Genomic DNA, 13,924 nt, shown 5'->3' with positions numbered 1-13,924 from the left:
AGCACGATAACGCTGGAGAAGGCCCTCGAGGAGACGCGCACGGGCGACATCTGGTTGTTTCGGGGCCGCTCAGGACCGGACCGCGCCATCCAGACGATGACCAACGCCCCGGTCAATCACGTCGGCATGACGGTCGCGATCGACGATCTGCCGCCGTTGATGTGGCACGCGGAACTCGGCGACAAGCTGATCGACGTGTGGACCGGCACCAACCACCGCGGTGTGCAGCTCAACGATGCCCGGGAGTCCATCGTGCGATGGGTGCACCGCTATGGGCAGCGTTGCTGGCTGCGTCAGCTGACCCCGTTCGCCACCCGCGAGCAGGAAAACCGGCTGCTGCGCGTTATCGCCAGGATGGACGGGACGCCGTTTCCGTCGACCGCTCGCCTGACCGGCCGTTGGTTGCGCGGCCAGATCCCGACCGCGAACGACCTCACCGGAACAATCCCCTTCCTGGACAGGATGGTCCGCGAGTCGGCGCAGCGCAGAAAGGCCCAAAAGCAGGCCATCGGCCTGGAGACGGCGTACTGCGCCGAGACGGTCGCTGTGACATACCAGGAAATGGGTCTCATCGCGACGCAGAAGCAAACGAACTGGTTTGATCCGGGCAGGTTTTGGAGCGGCGATACGTTGCCGCTTGCGCCGGGTTATGCGCTTGGCGGCGAGATCGCCGTCGACGCCGGCTGATCGGCTTAGCCCACCTTCATCTCGGCCATCTCCGACCAGCCCGCTGCGTCGATGGTTTGGCTGATGATGCGGGGAGTGGACGCCAGTGCCTGCGGCAGGTCACGCACCGCGGCCTTGAAGTGATCGCTGTTGACGTGCGCCGCACCGGCGTCGCCGTCCCGGAACGCCTCGACAAGAACGTACTCGGCCGGGTCGTCGAGACTTTGGGACCAGTCGAACCAGAGGTTTCCCTCCTCGGCCCGCGTGGCTTCGGTGAAGGACGCGACGAGTTGGGGCCAGCGGTCCGTCCACTCCGGCCTGGTTTCGAACTTGACGACGATGAAGATCATTGCCGCTCCTAGAGTCATCCGCCCGACGCATCCGATGCTCTCACGCTTACCCGCTCAGCACGTCGGCTATCAATTTGCGTTGGGGCGCGTTGAAATAGTCGTGGTGCAAGAGAAGAAGAAACGCCGCCCGGATCCGGCGCGATGGGTCTGGTACGCGTTCGGAGGGCGGCTCGGTCCACGCTACCGTGACTGGGTCCTGCACGATCTAACCGGTCCGACCCGGTGGGCCCGGCAGGTCGCGCGTGCCATCGTGCCGCTCGTCCCGATCACATTGGTGCTGATCCTTCTGCTCGGCAGCAGCTGGATTACGTGGGCGGCCCTGCTCGGTGGATTGTTGATGGCCCTGATCTACTCGGCGGCATACATCGATCAGTCGGCAGAGCGCCGGCTGGTCGCGCACGGCTATCCTCCGGGAACGGCCGCAGCGGTTCGTGGCACGCGCGATCCCGCGACGGAGGCCGAGCGGATCCGCCGTTACAACGCGGCCTATCGCAACGACTCGCCATAGCCAAACCAGCCAAACCGGTCATTTGCATTCGGCAGCGCATCGGCGAGGCTCACAACACCAGCCGGAAGATGGCGAAGGCCCGCTCCCAATGCTCGGTCGATGGATTTGTCAGCTTCGGGTCGATCACCCGGAATGACCGGGCCAGCGCGATGCTCAATCCCCCGAACAGCTCGGGCAGCAGCTGCTCGGTGTCCTCGTCGAAGGTCGCATCCGCCGGCGGGCGCCGCACCTCCCTGCGTAACAGCTCGCGGATCTCATCGGCCTCGTCGAGCTTGGCGAACTCCCGCATGCGTTCCTGAACGCCGCGGGTGATCGGCAGATCCTGGGGCACGATGATGTCCCTGCCGTTCCACTTGGCCGAGTCGCGGGCGGCGATCGCGATCGCGTCGATCTCCTCGTCGATGAACTCGCGGAACCGCCGCACATCGTTCTTATCGATCTTGATGCTCGCCACCGAACGGAAGAACCGTTCGAACAGCGCAATGCCGACTGGATGAGTCATGCCGCGGCCGACCTACGGCGTCATCGCGTGCGCGGGCGGGCAATCACCGCGGCGCAGCGTTACGAACTGGTCGGCCAGCCACACCAGCGCTGGACCGTTCGGGTCCACACCAGGAATGAGCTCCAGCATCTGATACGCATAACCCACGCACTTCGCGAGAAAGTCGCGCTCCTTCTTCTCCAGGCCGGCCTGAGTCGTCATATCGGTCTCCTCGCACGTCGGTCATATGGGCCCGCCACCCCGTTGAGCAGCTTGCCCGACGCTGCGGCGCCAGACCTGAGCCTCAGAGTGCGAGGAAATGGCCGCCGAATCGGCCCTTGGAGACAAGCTTGACGGCTAGACCTGCGCGTTCTCGCCATCCCCAGGCGGTGCTGGTTCGGGCGCAGGCGGCGGCACTTCCGTGTTTACCGCATCGACAAGCACCGGCACATTCGCCGAGGCCGAATCGTCTACCGGCTTCTCGGGCGCCATCGGCAGAAACATGTGATGGGTGAACTGGCGCTGATACGCGCCCCCACCACCAATCCTCACGCCGCCGCCTTCACCACTAGCTACGGCAGTCCCGTCCGGCAGGGTGACGGCGGTATGGCCGCCGTTCCAGCCGACTATCAAAGCCCCAGGGGCAGTGCCGTACTGGAAACCCCGTGCCAACAGAGCTGCTTCCTGGTTCCCGGTGTTGAACCTATCCCCGAAAACGGGCCTTCCACTAGCTGCATTCGACACCCACGAAGCCAGCCCCGAACAGTCCGTTCCGGCAGGAGAATCCCCGCCCGAGACATACGGTGTCCCGGAGACCTGATGGATGAGTGTCATCAGTGATACGAGATCAAACATTGCGCCGGGACATTAACAAAGGAGCGCTGGATGACCAAAATGTGTGTTGCTCCTCACGTTTCGTGAGAACAATGGCCTGGATTACAAAAGTGAATTGGTGGAGTTCAAGACCCTGCTCAGGGCCAAATGCCGAATGAGAACTAGTTTCTCATCAAAGTCGTGCGACGTACGAGCGGCGTACATCGACATAGCATCTTGTTGCCGCAGTACGAAAAGCTTTGAATACCAACAACGTCGCTACTCGCTGACGTGTTGTGCTGGTCGAAGCTAAACGTTGAATTTGAACTCGACGACGTCACCGTCCGCCATCACGTAGTCTCGGCCCTCTATCCGGACCTTACCTGCCGCCCGCGCGGCGGTCATAGATCCTGCGGCGATCAGGTCGTCGTACGAAACGATTTCCGCCTTGATGAAGCCCTTTTCAAAGTCGGAGTGAATGACACCCGCGGCCTTGGGCGCGGTATCGCCCTGGTGAATCGTCCACGCCCGTGCCTCTTTTGGACCTGCGGTGAGGAACGTCTGTAACCGAAGCGTGTGAAAACCAGCCCGCGCCAAGCCATCCAGTCCGCGTTCGGTTTGACCGATCGACTCCAGCAGCTCGGCGGCCGACTCGTCGTCGAGTTCCAGTAGCTCCGATTCGATCTTCGCGTCCAGGAACACCGCATCGGCGGGCGCCACCAGTTCTCTCAGCGACACGACTCGTGCGGAATCGGTCAGCACCGCCTCGTCGGCGTTGAACACGTACAAGAAGGGCTTTGTCGTCAACAGGTTCAGCTCACGCAGCACCGCAGAATCCACCCGCGAGCCGGCCGCGAACAGCGTCGTGCCCTCATTGAGCTCGCGCTCGGCGGCCTGCGCCGCCTCCAGCACCGGCTTGCGCTCCCGGTTGTTGCGGGCTTCCTTCTCCAGCCGCGGCACCGCGCGCCCCAGCGTCTGCAGGTCGGCCAGGATGAGCTCCGTCTCGACGACCTCTATGTCCGATTTGGGATTCACCTCACCGCCGACGTGCGCGACGTCATCGTCGGAAAACACCCGAACCACTTGGCAGATTGCATCGGATTCGCGGATATTGGCCAGAAACTTGTTGCCTAAACCGGCGCCTTCGGAGGCGCCCTGCACCAATCCCGCTATGTCGACGAACGTCACCGGCGCGGGGACGACACGCTGAGAGTGAAACATCTCGGCCAGCCTGTCCAGCCGCGGGTCGGGCAGCGCAACCACGCCCTCGTTCGGCTCGATCGTGGCGAACGGGTAATTCGCGGCCAGCACGTTGTTGCGCGTCAGCGCGTTGAACAACGTCGACTTGCCGACGTTCGGCAAGCCAACGATTCCCAGGTTCAGGCTCACAGCAGCACGAGTCTACGTAAGCTACCAGCCACGCCGACCCGCGCTGGCAGCAGACATTGCGTCCTAACCGGTACGGTCTACATGTGTCTGGACAGCGAGCTCGATCGGTGGTAGCCGCCGATCATCGCTCCGCGCACCCCAATGTCCCCGGTGTGCCGTGGTGGGGTGCGGTGCTGATCGCGGTCACCGCGACGGCCATCGGGTTCGCCTACGACGCCGGCTCAGGCGACAAGGAACTCTCCAATGTCTTCGCCGCTCTCTATCTGATCGGTTGCGTTACCGCGGTGCTGGCGGTGCGCCAGGACGGGATCTTCAGCGCGGTCGTGCAGCCGCCGCTCATCCTGTTCGTCAGCGTGCCGGGAGCGTACTGGCTCTTCCACGGCGCAAAGGTCGGCGGCCTTAAAGACGTCCTCATCAACTGCGGCTATCCGCTGATCGAGCGATTCCTGCTGATGCTGTTCACGTCGGCGATCGTGCTGCTCATCGGCGTGGCCCGATGGTTCTTCGGCGCGCCGAAACGCGCGGCACTCAACACCCCCGCGACCGACAAGGCCACGGCTACCAGCCGCTTCTCCAGCATCGGCGACACGATCACCACTAAGATGTCCGGACTATTCACCGCTTCGTCCGACGACGAAGCGGACGAACAGGACGTACCGCGGCGCCGGCACGCCATCGACCGCCCGAGCACCGCCGCCGCGACCGCCGAACGCACACGGGCCACCAAGGCCACCAAGGCCACCAAGGCCACCAAGGCCGCCAAGCGCACCGAAACCACGCGCTCGCGGCACGCCCGCCCGCCGCTGACCGAGGTGATCGAACCGGTCGTCGAGCGGCCCCGCCGCCAGCGGGCTACCACCCGCCGAGGCGAGCCGCCTGCCGAACCGCGCCGTCGCCGCGGGACCAGCCCGGGTGAAACCCCGCGCACCCCACGCGACCCATACGACCGCCGGGACCCCTACGAGCGCGGCGAGCCGCATGACCGCCGCGGCCGCGGCGGCGGCTACGACCCGTTGGAGCCCTACGACGCGCCGTCGCGCCGCCGTCGGGCAGGTACCAACGGGACATACACCAGCAGCACCCATCACCCGATCTCCCGGGTGCGCTACCGAGGCTCGGTCGAGGGCGCCGATGAGCCCGTCGGGCGACAAGCCTCAATCGACGAACCCGGTGAAGAGCAAGGCGGCCGCCGTAGGCCCCGGTCCTGGCAGGCCGAGACCTGGGAGTACGACATTTAAGCAGTTAAGAACGCGACGGGCGGATTTCGCGCGGCAGCGCGAACACCAGCGTCTCGTTGGCCGTCGTGACGGGCTGCACCGCGTCAAAGGCGTGCTTGGCCAGCCGCTCCAGCACCCCGCGCACGAGCACCTCGGGCACCGAGGCACCCGACGTCACGCCGACCGTCGTGACACCGTCCAGCCATGCCGGGTCGATGTCGTCGGCACAGTCGACCAGATGGGCGGCCCCAGCCCCGGCACCCGTCGCGACCTCGACCAGCCGGACCGAGTTCGAGGAGTTGCCTGAGCCGACCACGATGACCAGGTCACACGCCGGCGCCATCGCCTTCACCGCGACCTGGCGGTTCTGAGTGGCGTAACAGATGTCGTCGCTCGGGGGATCCTGCAGGTTCGGGAACCGTTCGCGCAGCCGCTGCACGGTTTCCATGGTTTCGTCGACCGACAGCGTCGTCTGCGACAGCCAGACGATCTTGTTCTCGTCGCGGACCTTCACATGCTCGACCGCATCGGGCCCGTCCACCAGCTGCACATGCTCGGGCGCCTCGCCGGCGGTGCCGACCACTTCCTCGTGACCCTCGTGACCGATCAGCAGGATGTCGTAGTCGTCGCGGGCGAACCGCTTGGCCTCGTTGTGCACCTTGGTGACCAACGGGCAGGTGGCGTCGATGACCTGCAGGTCACGCTCGGCCGCCGCCGCGTGCACCGTCGGCGCCACGCCGTGCGCGGAGAACACCACGATCGCGCCCTCGGGGACCTCGTCGGTCTCCTTGACGAACACCGCGCCGGCCTTGGCCAGGGTGTCGACCACGTGGCGGTTGTGCACAATCTCATGGCGCACGTAGACCGGTGCCCCGTGCTTCTCCAGCGCGCGCTCAACGGTCTCGACGGCGCGATCGACACCGGCGCAATAGCCCCGCGGCTCGGCGAGCAGCACCCGCTTGCCGACGGCGCGGTCCGCGACCGAGCTCGTGGCACCCGGCATCCCCATGTTCGTGACCGGTGGCATGTGCCAAGGGTACTTTCTCGCCCGCTCCGAGCGCACCGACCGGCAAACCGGCCACCGGTCGGCTTTGACATGCTGGCCCGTTAGGGCAGGCTGGGGCCATGGTTACTGCACCGTATGGGATTCGGCTGCTGGTTGGCGCGGCGGTCACCATCGTGGAGGAGACGCGCAAGTTGCCGCAGACCATCCTGATGTACCCGATGACGCTGGCCAGCCAGGCCGCCCACATCGTGATGCGGCTTCAGCAGAACGTCGCCGACCTGGTCATCAAGGGCGACGAGACGCTCGACGCATTGTTTCCTCCCAAGGACGAGCAGCCGGAATGGGCCACCTTCGACGAGGACCTCGAGGACGAGCTGCCGACGGGCCCGACGAGCGAGGCCGACCGCAAGCGCCTGACCGAGGGACGGTTCGCGCTGTACTCGTCGGCGCGCGACCTGGAGGACACCGCAGACGCCGTCAAGCCCGAGACCAAGCCCACTACCAAGCCCACCACGAAGGCGGACAAGCCCGCCGCCGAGCAGGCCGGCCCGGCCGCCGTCGATCCGCCCGACGTCGCGATCGAGCTGGACTACGACGCGTTGACGCTCGCGCAGCTGCGCGCGCGGCTGCCTTCGCTCTCCGTCACGGAGCTCGACTCGCTGCTGTCCTACGAGGTCGCCACCAAGGCGCGAGCGCCATTCCAGACGCTGCTTACCAACAGGATCACCCGCGCGACCGCAAAGTGACCAGTCCTGCACCACCCAATTCCGCCGAAAACCCTTGGCCTGTACGGGCTGTCGCCACCAGGGTCGCGAAGTGGATTGACCGCCTCGGCACCGTGTGGGTGGAGGGCCAGCTCACTGAACTGAATGTGCGACCGGACTCCAAAACGGTGTTCATGGTGCTGCGCGACCCCGCCGCCGACATGTCGCTGACCGTGACGTGCCCGCGCGACCTGGTGCGAAATTCGCCGGTCCCGCTCACCGAGGGCACCCAGGTGGTGGTGTGCGGAAAGCCGACGTTTTACACCGGGCGGGGCTCATTTTCGTTGCGTCTCAGCGAGATTCGCGCAGTCGGCATCGGGGAGCTGCTGGCCCGCATCGAGCGGCTGCGCCGGCTGCTCGATGCCGAAGGTCTGTTCGACCCGCGACTGAAGCGGCCAATCCCGTTCCTGCCCGGCACCGTCGGCTTGATCACCGGCCGGGCCAGCGCCGCCGAACGCGACGTCACGACGGTGGCCGCCGCGCGCTGGCCGGCCGTGCGGTTCGCGATCCGTAACACCGTCGTACAGGGGCCCAATGCGGTCACCCAAATCGTTGCGGCTCTGCGGGACTTGGACGCCGACTCGAATGTCGACGTCATCGTGATCGCCCGCGGCGGCGGCAGCGTCGAGGATCTGCTTCCGTTCTCCGATGAGACGCTGTGCCGCGAGATCGCGGCGTGCACTACGCCGGTGGTCAGCGCGGTCGGCCACGAGCCGGACAACCCGCTGTGCGATCTGGTCGCCGACCTGCGCGCCGCCACGCCGACCGACGCGGCGAAGCGCATCGTGCCCGACACCGCTGCGGAGCAGGCCCTGCTCGATGAATTGTGTCGCCGCGGCGCTCAGGCATTGCGCAACTGGGTGAGCCGCGAGCAGCACATCGTCGACCAGTTGCGCAGCCGGCCGGTGCTGGCCGCGCCGCTGCAGGCGCTGACCGCCCGCGGCGAGGAGATCCACCGGGCCCGCACCGCCGCCCGGCGCGACATCGCCCGCCTGGTGATGGCGGAAAGCGACCGGATCGGCCATCTGAGCGCCCGCCTGGCCACGCTGGGTCCGGCGGCGACGCTGGCACGCGGTTACGCGGTGGTGCAGACGGTTCCCGACTCCGGTGAGCCAGAAGTCGTGCGGTCGGTGGCCGACGCTCCCGACGGCACCCGGCTGCGGGTGCGAGTGTCCGACGGGGCGTTCGGGGCGGTTAGTAGGGGTGCCGAATGAAGCCCATTAGTGAGCTGGGGTACGAGGACGCCCGCGACGAACTGATCGAGGTGGTGCGGCTACTCGAGCAGGGCGGCCTAGACCTCGACGCGTCGCTGAAATTGTGGGAAAGAGGCGAAGCACTGGCGAAACGCTGTGAAGAGCACTTAGCTGGAGCGCGCAAGCGCGTTGCCGACGCGCTGGCCGACGGCGCGCAGAAGGACGGCTGACCGGAAGTTTCGCCGTCAAGCATCTCTTCAAAATTGAAACAGGTTTCAGTTATTCTCGCGTGCATGGCTGACGTATCAAAGACGACCGACCTCGGCCGAGTCATGGTCACCGGCGGCTCCGGCTTCGTGGGCTGCAACCTCATCACCGAGTTGCTCGAGCGGGGGCATTGCGTCCGGTCCTTCGACCGCGTGCCGTCGCCACTTGGGCAGCATCCCCGGCTGGAGGTCCTGCAGGGCGACATCACCGACACCGAATCGGTGGACAGGGCCGTCGACGGCATCGACACCGTATTCCACACCGCCGCGCTCATCGAGCTGATGGGCGGTCGCTCCGTCACCGAGGAGTATCGCCGGCGAAGCTGGGCTGTCAACGTTGACGGCACCAGGAATCTCGTCCACGCGGCGCAGCAGGCCGGCGTCAAACGGTTCGTCTACACATCGAGCAACAGTGTGGTTCTTGGCGGCACGAGAATCTCCGGCGGAGACGAAACATTGCCCTACACAACGCGATTCGCTGATCTCTACACAGAGACCAAGGTCGCGGCGGAGAAGTTCGTATTGTCCCAGAACGGCGTCGGCGGCCTGCTGACGTGTGCGATCCGGCCCAGCGGCATCTGGGGATGCGGCGACCAGACCATGTTCCGCAAGATCTTCGAGCGGGTACACGCCGGCGAGGTCAAGGCGCTGATCGGCAGCCGCCACGCCAAGCTGGACAACTCCTACATCGATAACCTGGTGCATGGATTCATCCTGGCCGCAGAGCATCTCGTGCCGGACGGCACGGCGCCCGGCCAGGCCTACTTCATCAACGACGACGACCCGGTCAACATGTTCGAGTTCGCCCGGCCGGTGCTCGAAGCGTGCGGCGAGCGCTGGCCGCGGCTCCGCCTGTCGGGCCGCTTCGTGCACGCGGTGATGAGCATCTGGCAGCGGCTACATTTCCGGTTCGGGTTGCCGCAGCCGCCGCTGGAGCCGCTAGCGGTCGAGCGGCTTTACCTGGACAACTATTTCTCGGTCGAGAAGGCCCGACGCGATCTCGGCTACCAGCCGCTTTACACCACCGACAAGGCGATGCGGCACTGCCTGCCCTACTACGTCGACCTGTTCCAGAAAACCAAGGCCGCCGGCAAGAATCCCGCCAACGTCTAGACCGAGTTCACCCCGCCGTCGACGAGCAATTCCGCGCCGGTGACGTAGCTGCTTTGGCTAGAGGCCAAAAACGTTACCGCGTCGGCGATCTCGTCCACCGTAGCCAGCCGGCCGAGCGGGATCGCGGCGTTCTGCGCGTCGTTGAATTGCGCGACCGAATCGGGCGTACCGATCAGCTGATGAGCCAGTCCTTCCAGGCCCGGCGTTGCGGTGGCGCCAGGGCTCACGACGTTCACGCGGATGCCGCGCCCGCGCAGCTCACCGGCCCAGGTCCGGGCGAACGACCGCAACGCGGCCTTGATTGCGGCGTAGACCGTGAGCCCGGCGGGGCCCTTGCTCGCGACGTTGGAGCTGTTGAGGATGATCGACGCGCCGTCGTTGAGCAGCGGCAGCGCCTTCTGCACGGTGAACACCACGCCTTTGAGATCGACGTCGAGCTGGCGATCCAGCGCGTCCTCGGTGATCTGGCCCAACGGCTGGGCCTCCGCGATTGCGGCGTTGGCGAACACGACGTCGATGCGGCCCGGCCCGCCCGCCACCGCGGCATAGAGCCGATCCAGGTCGGCCGGGTTGGCGACGTCACCTTGGATCCCGGTCGCTGCGTGGCCCAGCTTCTCGACGGCCACATCGAGTTCGGCCCGCCGGCGACCGGTGATGAACACCGTCGCGCCTTCTTCGACGAACCGCTGCGCGGTCGCCAGTCCTATTCCGGTGCTGCCTCCGGTGATCACCGCTGTCTTGCCGGTCAGTAATTGCGCCATATCGCCCTCATTCGGGTGTCGTAGGGTTCTGTACCAATCAGACAACAATGGCGGTTGGCGCACTGATTCCCGGTCCGGCAGATCGACGTTCCGGCGGGGCAATGGTTACCGGCGGGGCAATAGTTGAAGAATTTGCTCGGCCGCGTCGACGACGATCCGGTCACCGACAAAGCTCTTGTGCAGCGACTCCATCCCCCGCAGCACCGCGAGCACCAGGCTGGCCAGCTTGTCGGCGTCCGCATCCGGGGCGACGGTGCCCTCTCGTTGCGCGTCTGCGACGGTGCGGGCCAGCTCGGTGTGGATCGCTGTCAGCGTGGAGCTGACCTTTTCTCTCACGTCGGTGTCGCTGCCGGCCAGTTCGGCCGCGCTCTTGGCCATCAGGCAGCCGCGAAGTTCGGTATCGGCGGTGTTCAGCGCGGCCAGCGCCCGGACATAGTCGGCCAGTCGCTGGTAGGCGCCGTCGACCGGCCCGCGCAGGTGACGGCGTGTTGCGTCCAGCGCGACCTCGCAGTACCCGCCGAGCGTGCGCATGAATAGCGCGTGCTTGTCGCCGAACGCGCCATACAGGCTGCCCTTGCCCAATCCGGTGGCAGCGGTCAGGTCGTCGAGCGAGGTCCCCGCGTAGCCCCCTGACCAGAACGCATCACGGGCCGCGGCGACGACGTCGTCTTCCTCGAAGGTGCGGGGTCGCGGCATGGCACCAAGCCTACGCGGTTCTTAACCGATCGGTCCGTAACTAAGCGCCGGCTATCGGACAATGCCGGCATTGAGCCGGCTATCGAGACAGTGCCGACTAATGAGCAGTGAGCCGCTCCTTGAGGAATTGCACGACGCGGTTGCGCGCCTCAAACGCCGGGTGGCCTTCGATTTCGCGGACCTGATCGGTCAGCACCGAGTGGGCCATCCGCCCGAATCCGTGCTTGTTGCCGGCCGACGAATCGATCTCGATCACCTCGAATGAGTCGCCGAGCCGCTCCCGCAGCGTGGTGAAGCGTTCGGCCGGCGAAAGCGGGTCCTTACTGAACCGCAGCCCGATCGCGCACAGCCCCTCGTTGTTGGCGCGGTCGACGACGACATTCAGTTCGGCCTCCGAGAGTCCCGGGTCGCGTCGCTGCTTGGGCGTGAACGGGAACGGCACCGACGGCTGGCTGAGCACCGGGGCGAGCACGCTGTTGTCGACGGCGGCCGCGAGTGCGAATCCACCCGTGAAGCACATGCCGATGACTCCGACGCCGGGTCCCGGGGTGCGATCGTTGACGTCACGGGCCAGTGCGCGAAGGTACTGGGCGACTGGGCGGTTGGCATTGGTGGCCAGCGCCATGAATTCGCGTGTGACGCAGCCGCGCGCGATGCCGGCGGCCCAATAAGCGGGTGTGATCGCCCTGCCCGGGTCACCGAACAACGACGGCATCGCGACGGTAAAGCCGTTGTCTACCAGGTAATTTGCCAGACCGAGCACGTACGGATGGATTCCGGGTAATTCCGGGATGAGTATCACGCCGGGGCCTTCGCCCTTTTGGTAAACATCGTGCGTGATACCGGCGCCGGTGAACGGTGCACCGGTCCATCCAGTGAGGTCACCTTCGGGTGCGGTCATTGATGTGTGTCCCCTATCGGCTGAGCGGCGGCTGCGATTGTGTGGCCGCCGCCAGCGTACGAAACTCCTCGGGGCTGCCCGCGCCAGTCATCGCGATCTGCGTCGCGCCGCTCGGCCCGGTCATCCGCGTCGTCCACACCGATTCGGTGCCCTCGCCGCCCTCGTAGACCACCCAGCCGACACCGCCGATGTTCTGCGTCCCGGTCGGCTGCAGCAGTCCGCCCAGTGAGCCGACGAGCTTCTCTTCGTCGGCGTCGCTCTGGGTCAGGCTCAGATATCTGCCGCTGGGCGCGAGATAACCAACCCTCGACGTCAACGCTCGCACTCGCTGGCCGGTCGCCGGATCGCTGCGTCGCGCCTCGATTGCACCGCGCTGGCCAGAATTGGCATGCCAGCCGGCGGGCAGCAGCGGAAGCCGTATCGGGAAACCCAGCGCGGCGGCATCGGCCTTCAGCGCCCCGGCCGCGTCGTACGTCGGCGCCGGCCCCGGCCGCGGCCCACTCAGCTGGAACGAACACATCCCCAGCACCCCCGCCAGCGCGATGCACGCGACGACCAGGGGCACCATCGACCAGAACATGTCGCGGCCGTCCTGCAACAGCCGCGGCTTCGCCGGTTTGGGGCCCGGAGCCGCCCGGCCGGCGACATCCGGATCCGCCCGGCCGGCGACATCCCGGCCCGACTGCGGCTGCCTCGTCACGCTCGCCAGTATCCCAGCGGCGGTTGGCCGAGTCGTTAATGGGACAATCGGGCCATGCCTGAGTCTCGTCGAGAAGCACCGGACCGCAACCTTGCTCTGGAACTCGTGCGGGTCACCGAGGCCGGGGCGATGGCGGCAGGACGCTGGGTAGGTCGCGGCGATAAGGAGGCCGGTGACGGCGCGGCGGTCGACGCGATGCGCGAGCTGGTGAACTCCGTATCGATGCGCGGTGTCGTGGTGATTGGCGAGGGCGAGAAAGACAACGCGCCAATGCTTTACAACGGCGAAGAGGTCGGAAACGGCGACGGCCCCGACTGCGACTTCGCCGTCGACCCCATCGACGGCACCACGCTGATGAGCAAGGGCTTGGCCAACGCGATCTCGGTGCTGGCGGTGTCGGAACGTGACACGATGTTCGACCCGTCGGCGGTGTACTACATGAACAAGATCGCCGTCGGGCCCGACGCCGTTGATGCGATCGACATCACAGCGCCGATCGGAGAGAACATCCGCCGAGTCGCCAAGGCCAAGCACCTGTCCGCCTCGGACATGACTGTGTGCATCCTGGACCGGCCGCGGCACGAGAAGCTGATCGCCGACGTGCGCGCCGCCGGCGCCCGCTGCCGCCTGATTTCCGACGGCGACGTGGCCGGCGCGATCTCGGCGTGCCGGCCGAATACGAGCACCGACTTGCTGGTGGGGATCGGCGGCACGCCGGAGGGCATCATCGCCGCGGCCGCCATCCGCTGCATGGGTGGTGCTATCCAGGGCCAGCTCACGCCAAAGGACGACGAAGAGCGGCAGAAGGCCATCGACGCCGGCTACGACCTCGACCAGGTCCTGTCCACCGAAGACCTGGTGTCCGGGGACAATGTCTTCTTCTGCGCGACCGGGGTCACCGACGGCGACCTGCTTAAGGGCGTGCACTATTTCAGCGGCGGCTGCACCACACAGTCGATCGTGATGCGGTCCAAGTCGGGCACCGTGCGGATGATCGAGGCCTATCACCGGCTGTCCAAACTCAACGAATACTCCGCGATAGATTTCACCGGCGACAGCAACGCCATCCAGCCGCTCCCGTAACCATCGACGACACGAGG

Annotated in this window: 18 protein-coding genes; 8 read left to right on the top strand and 10 right to left on the bottom strand. The window is 66.2% G+C overall.

What is annotated here, in order from left to right; translation table 11 throughout:
• The first annotated feature begins 6 nt into the window (after positions 1-6).
• Entirely contained in the window at positions 7-687 is a 681-nt protein-coding gene (locus VE759_RS17030) for a guanylate cyclase (RefSeq protein WP_414687943.1), read from the top strand.
• A 5-nt stretch (positions 688-692) separates the two neighbouring features.
• Here VE759_RS17030 and VE759_RS17025 read toward each other — a convergent pair whose 3' ends face one another.
• The gene (locus VE759_RS17025) at positions 693-1,016 is read right to left on the bottom strand and encodes a putative quinol monooxygenase (protein WP_324934552.1); all 324 of its coding nucleotides are present in this window, start codon (positions 1,014-1,016) and stop codon (positions 693-695) included.
• Between VE759_RS17025 and VE759_RS17020 the strand changes: the two genes are divergently transcribed.
• Positions 1,006-1,524, top strand: a complete 519-nt coding sequence (locus VE759_RS17020; protein WP_324934550.1) for a DUF5313 family protein — start codon at positions 1,006-1,008, stop codon at positions 1,522-1,524. The genes VE759_RS17025 and VE759_RS17020 overlap by 11 nt on opposite strands.
• Before the next feature lie 49 nt (positions 1,525-1,573).
• On the opposite strand, the gene VE759_RS17015 is transcribed toward VE759_RS17020, so the two are convergent.
• The 4 genes from VE759_RS17015 to ychF all read right to left on the bottom strand — a co-directional run bounded on the left by VE759_RS17015 (position 1,574) and on the right by ychF (position 4,207).
• Positions 1,574-2,026: a DUF1931 family protein gene (locus VE759_RS17015; protein WP_324934548.1), complete on the bottom strand. Its 453-nt coding sequence runs from the start codon at positions 2,024-2,026 to the stop codon at positions 1,574-1,576.
• Between the two features lie 12 nt (positions 2,027-2,038).
• Positions 2,039-2,227, bottom strand: a complete 189-nt coding sequence (locus VE759_RS17010; RefSeq protein ID WP_324934546.1) for a hypothetical protein — start codon at positions 2,225-2,227, stop codon at positions 2,039-2,041.
• 135 nt (positions 2,228-2,362) lie between these two features.
• Complete coding sequence (locus VE759_RS17005; RefSeq protein WP_324934544.1) at positions 2,363-2,860, bottom strand: hypothetical protein; 498 nt, start codon at positions 2,858-2,860, stop codon at positions 2,363-2,365.
• A 267-nt stretch (positions 2,861-3,127) separates the two neighbouring features.
• The gene (gene ychF, locus VE759_RS17000; RefSeq protein WP_324934542.1) at positions 3,128-4,207 is read right to left on the bottom strand and encodes a redox-regulated ATPase YchF; all 1,080 of its coding nucleotides are present in this window, start codon (positions 4,205-4,207) and stop codon (positions 3,128-3,130) included.
• An 83-nt stretch (positions 4,208-4,290) separates the two neighbouring features.
• Between ychF and VE759_RS16995 the strand changes: the two genes are divergently transcribed.
• The gene (locus VE759_RS16995; RefSeq protein ID WP_324934540.1) at positions 4,291-5,445 is read left to right on the top strand and encodes a DUF6542 domain-containing protein; all 1,155 of its coding nucleotides are present in this window, start codon (positions 4,291-4,293) and stop codon (positions 5,443-5,445) included.
• Between the two features lie 4 nt (positions 5,446-5,449).
• On the opposite strand, the gene VE759_RS16990 is transcribed toward VE759_RS16995, so the two are convergent.
• Entirely contained in the window at positions 5,450-6,451 is a 1,002-nt protein-coding gene (locus tag VE759_RS16990; RefSeq protein ID WP_324934538.1) for a 4-hydroxy-3-methylbut-2-enyl diphosphate reductase, read from the bottom strand.
• 98 nt (positions 6,452-6,549) lie between these two features.
• Here VE759_RS16990 and VE759_RS16985 point away from each other — a divergent pair, with 98 nt between their 5' ends.
• From VE759_RS16985 to VE759_RS16970, 4 genes are all read left to right on the top strand, one after another.
• Positions 6,550-7,176 carry a lipid droplet-associated protein gene (locus VE759_RS16985; RefSeq protein ID WP_324934536.1) on the top strand — a complete coding sequence of 209 codons (627 nt, stop codon included), beginning with the start codon at positions 6,550-6,552 and terminating at the stop codon, positions 7,174-7,176.
• Positions 7,173-8,408, top strand: a complete 1,236-nt coding sequence (xseA, locus tag VE759_RS16980; RefSeq protein ID WP_324934534.1) for an exodeoxyribonuclease VII large subunit — start codon at positions 7,173-7,175, stop codon at positions 8,406-8,408. The genes VE759_RS16985 and xseA overlap by 4 nt, the downstream gene beginning before the upstream one ends.
• Positions 8,405-8,617: an exodeoxyribonuclease VII small subunit gene (locus VE759_RS16975; protein WP_324934532.1), complete on the top strand. Its 213-nt coding sequence runs from the start codon at positions 8,405-8,407 to the stop codon at positions 8,615-8,617. The genes xseA and VE759_RS16975 overlap by 4 nt, the downstream gene beginning before the upstream one ends.
• A 63-nt stretch (positions 8,618-8,680) precedes the next feature.
• Positions 8,681-9,766, top strand: a complete 1,086-nt coding sequence (locus VE759_RS16970; protein WP_324934530.1) for a 3-beta-hydroxysteroid dehydrogenase — start codon at positions 8,681-8,683, stop codon at positions 9,764-9,766.
• Here the strand turns inward: VE759_RS16970 and VE759_RS16965 are convergent.
• The 4 genes from VE759_RS16965 to VE759_RS16950 all read right to left on the bottom strand — a co-directional run bounded on the left by VE759_RS16965 (position 9,763) and on the right by VE759_RS16950 (position 12,824).
• Complete coding sequence (locus VE759_RS16965) at positions 9,763-10,527, bottom strand: SDR family NAD(P)-dependent oxidoreductase (protein WP_324934528.1); 765 nt, start codon at positions 10,525-10,527, stop codon at positions 9,763-9,765. The genes VE759_RS16970 and VE759_RS16965 overlap by 4 nt on opposite strands.
• A 105-nt stretch (positions 10,528-10,632) precedes the next feature.
• Positions 10,633-11,223: a TetR/AcrR family transcriptional regulator gene (locus VE759_RS16960; protein WP_324934526.1), complete on the bottom strand. Its 591-nt coding sequence runs from the start codon at positions 11,221-11,223 to the stop codon at positions 10,633-10,635.
• Positions 11,224-11,320: 97 nt separating this feature from the next.
• Positions 11,321-12,124, bottom strand: coding sequence for a dienelactone hydrolase family protein (locus tag VE759_RS16955; protein WP_324934525.1), 804 nt, complete (start codon positions 12,122-12,124; stop codon positions 11,321-11,323).
• A gap of 13 nt (positions 12,125-12,137) precedes the next feature.
• Positions 12,138-12,824, bottom strand: a complete 687-nt coding sequence (locus VE759_RS16950) for a DUF4245 domain-containing protein (protein ID WP_414687942.1) — start codon at positions 12,822-12,824, stop codon at positions 12,138-12,140.
• 54 nt (positions 12,825-12,878) lie between these two features.
• On the opposite strand from VE759_RS16950, the gene glpX reads away from it, so the two are divergent.
• Complete coding sequence (gene glpX, locus VE759_RS16945) at positions 12,879-13,907, top strand: class II fructose-bisphosphatase (RefSeq protein WP_324934523.1); 1,029 nt, start codon at positions 12,879-12,881, stop codon at positions 13,905-13,907.
• The last annotated feature ends 17 nt before the right edge of the window (positions 13,908-13,924 follow it).

The sequence above is a fragment of the Mycobacterium sp. genome, from assembly GCF_035640695.1.
Taxonomy (GTDB): Bacteria; Actinomycetota; Actinomycetes; order Mycobacteriales; family Mycobacteriaceae; genus Mycobacterium.
Note: the sequence above shows the minus strand (reverse complement) of the source record. Positions and strands in the feature narration are given on the sequence as shown.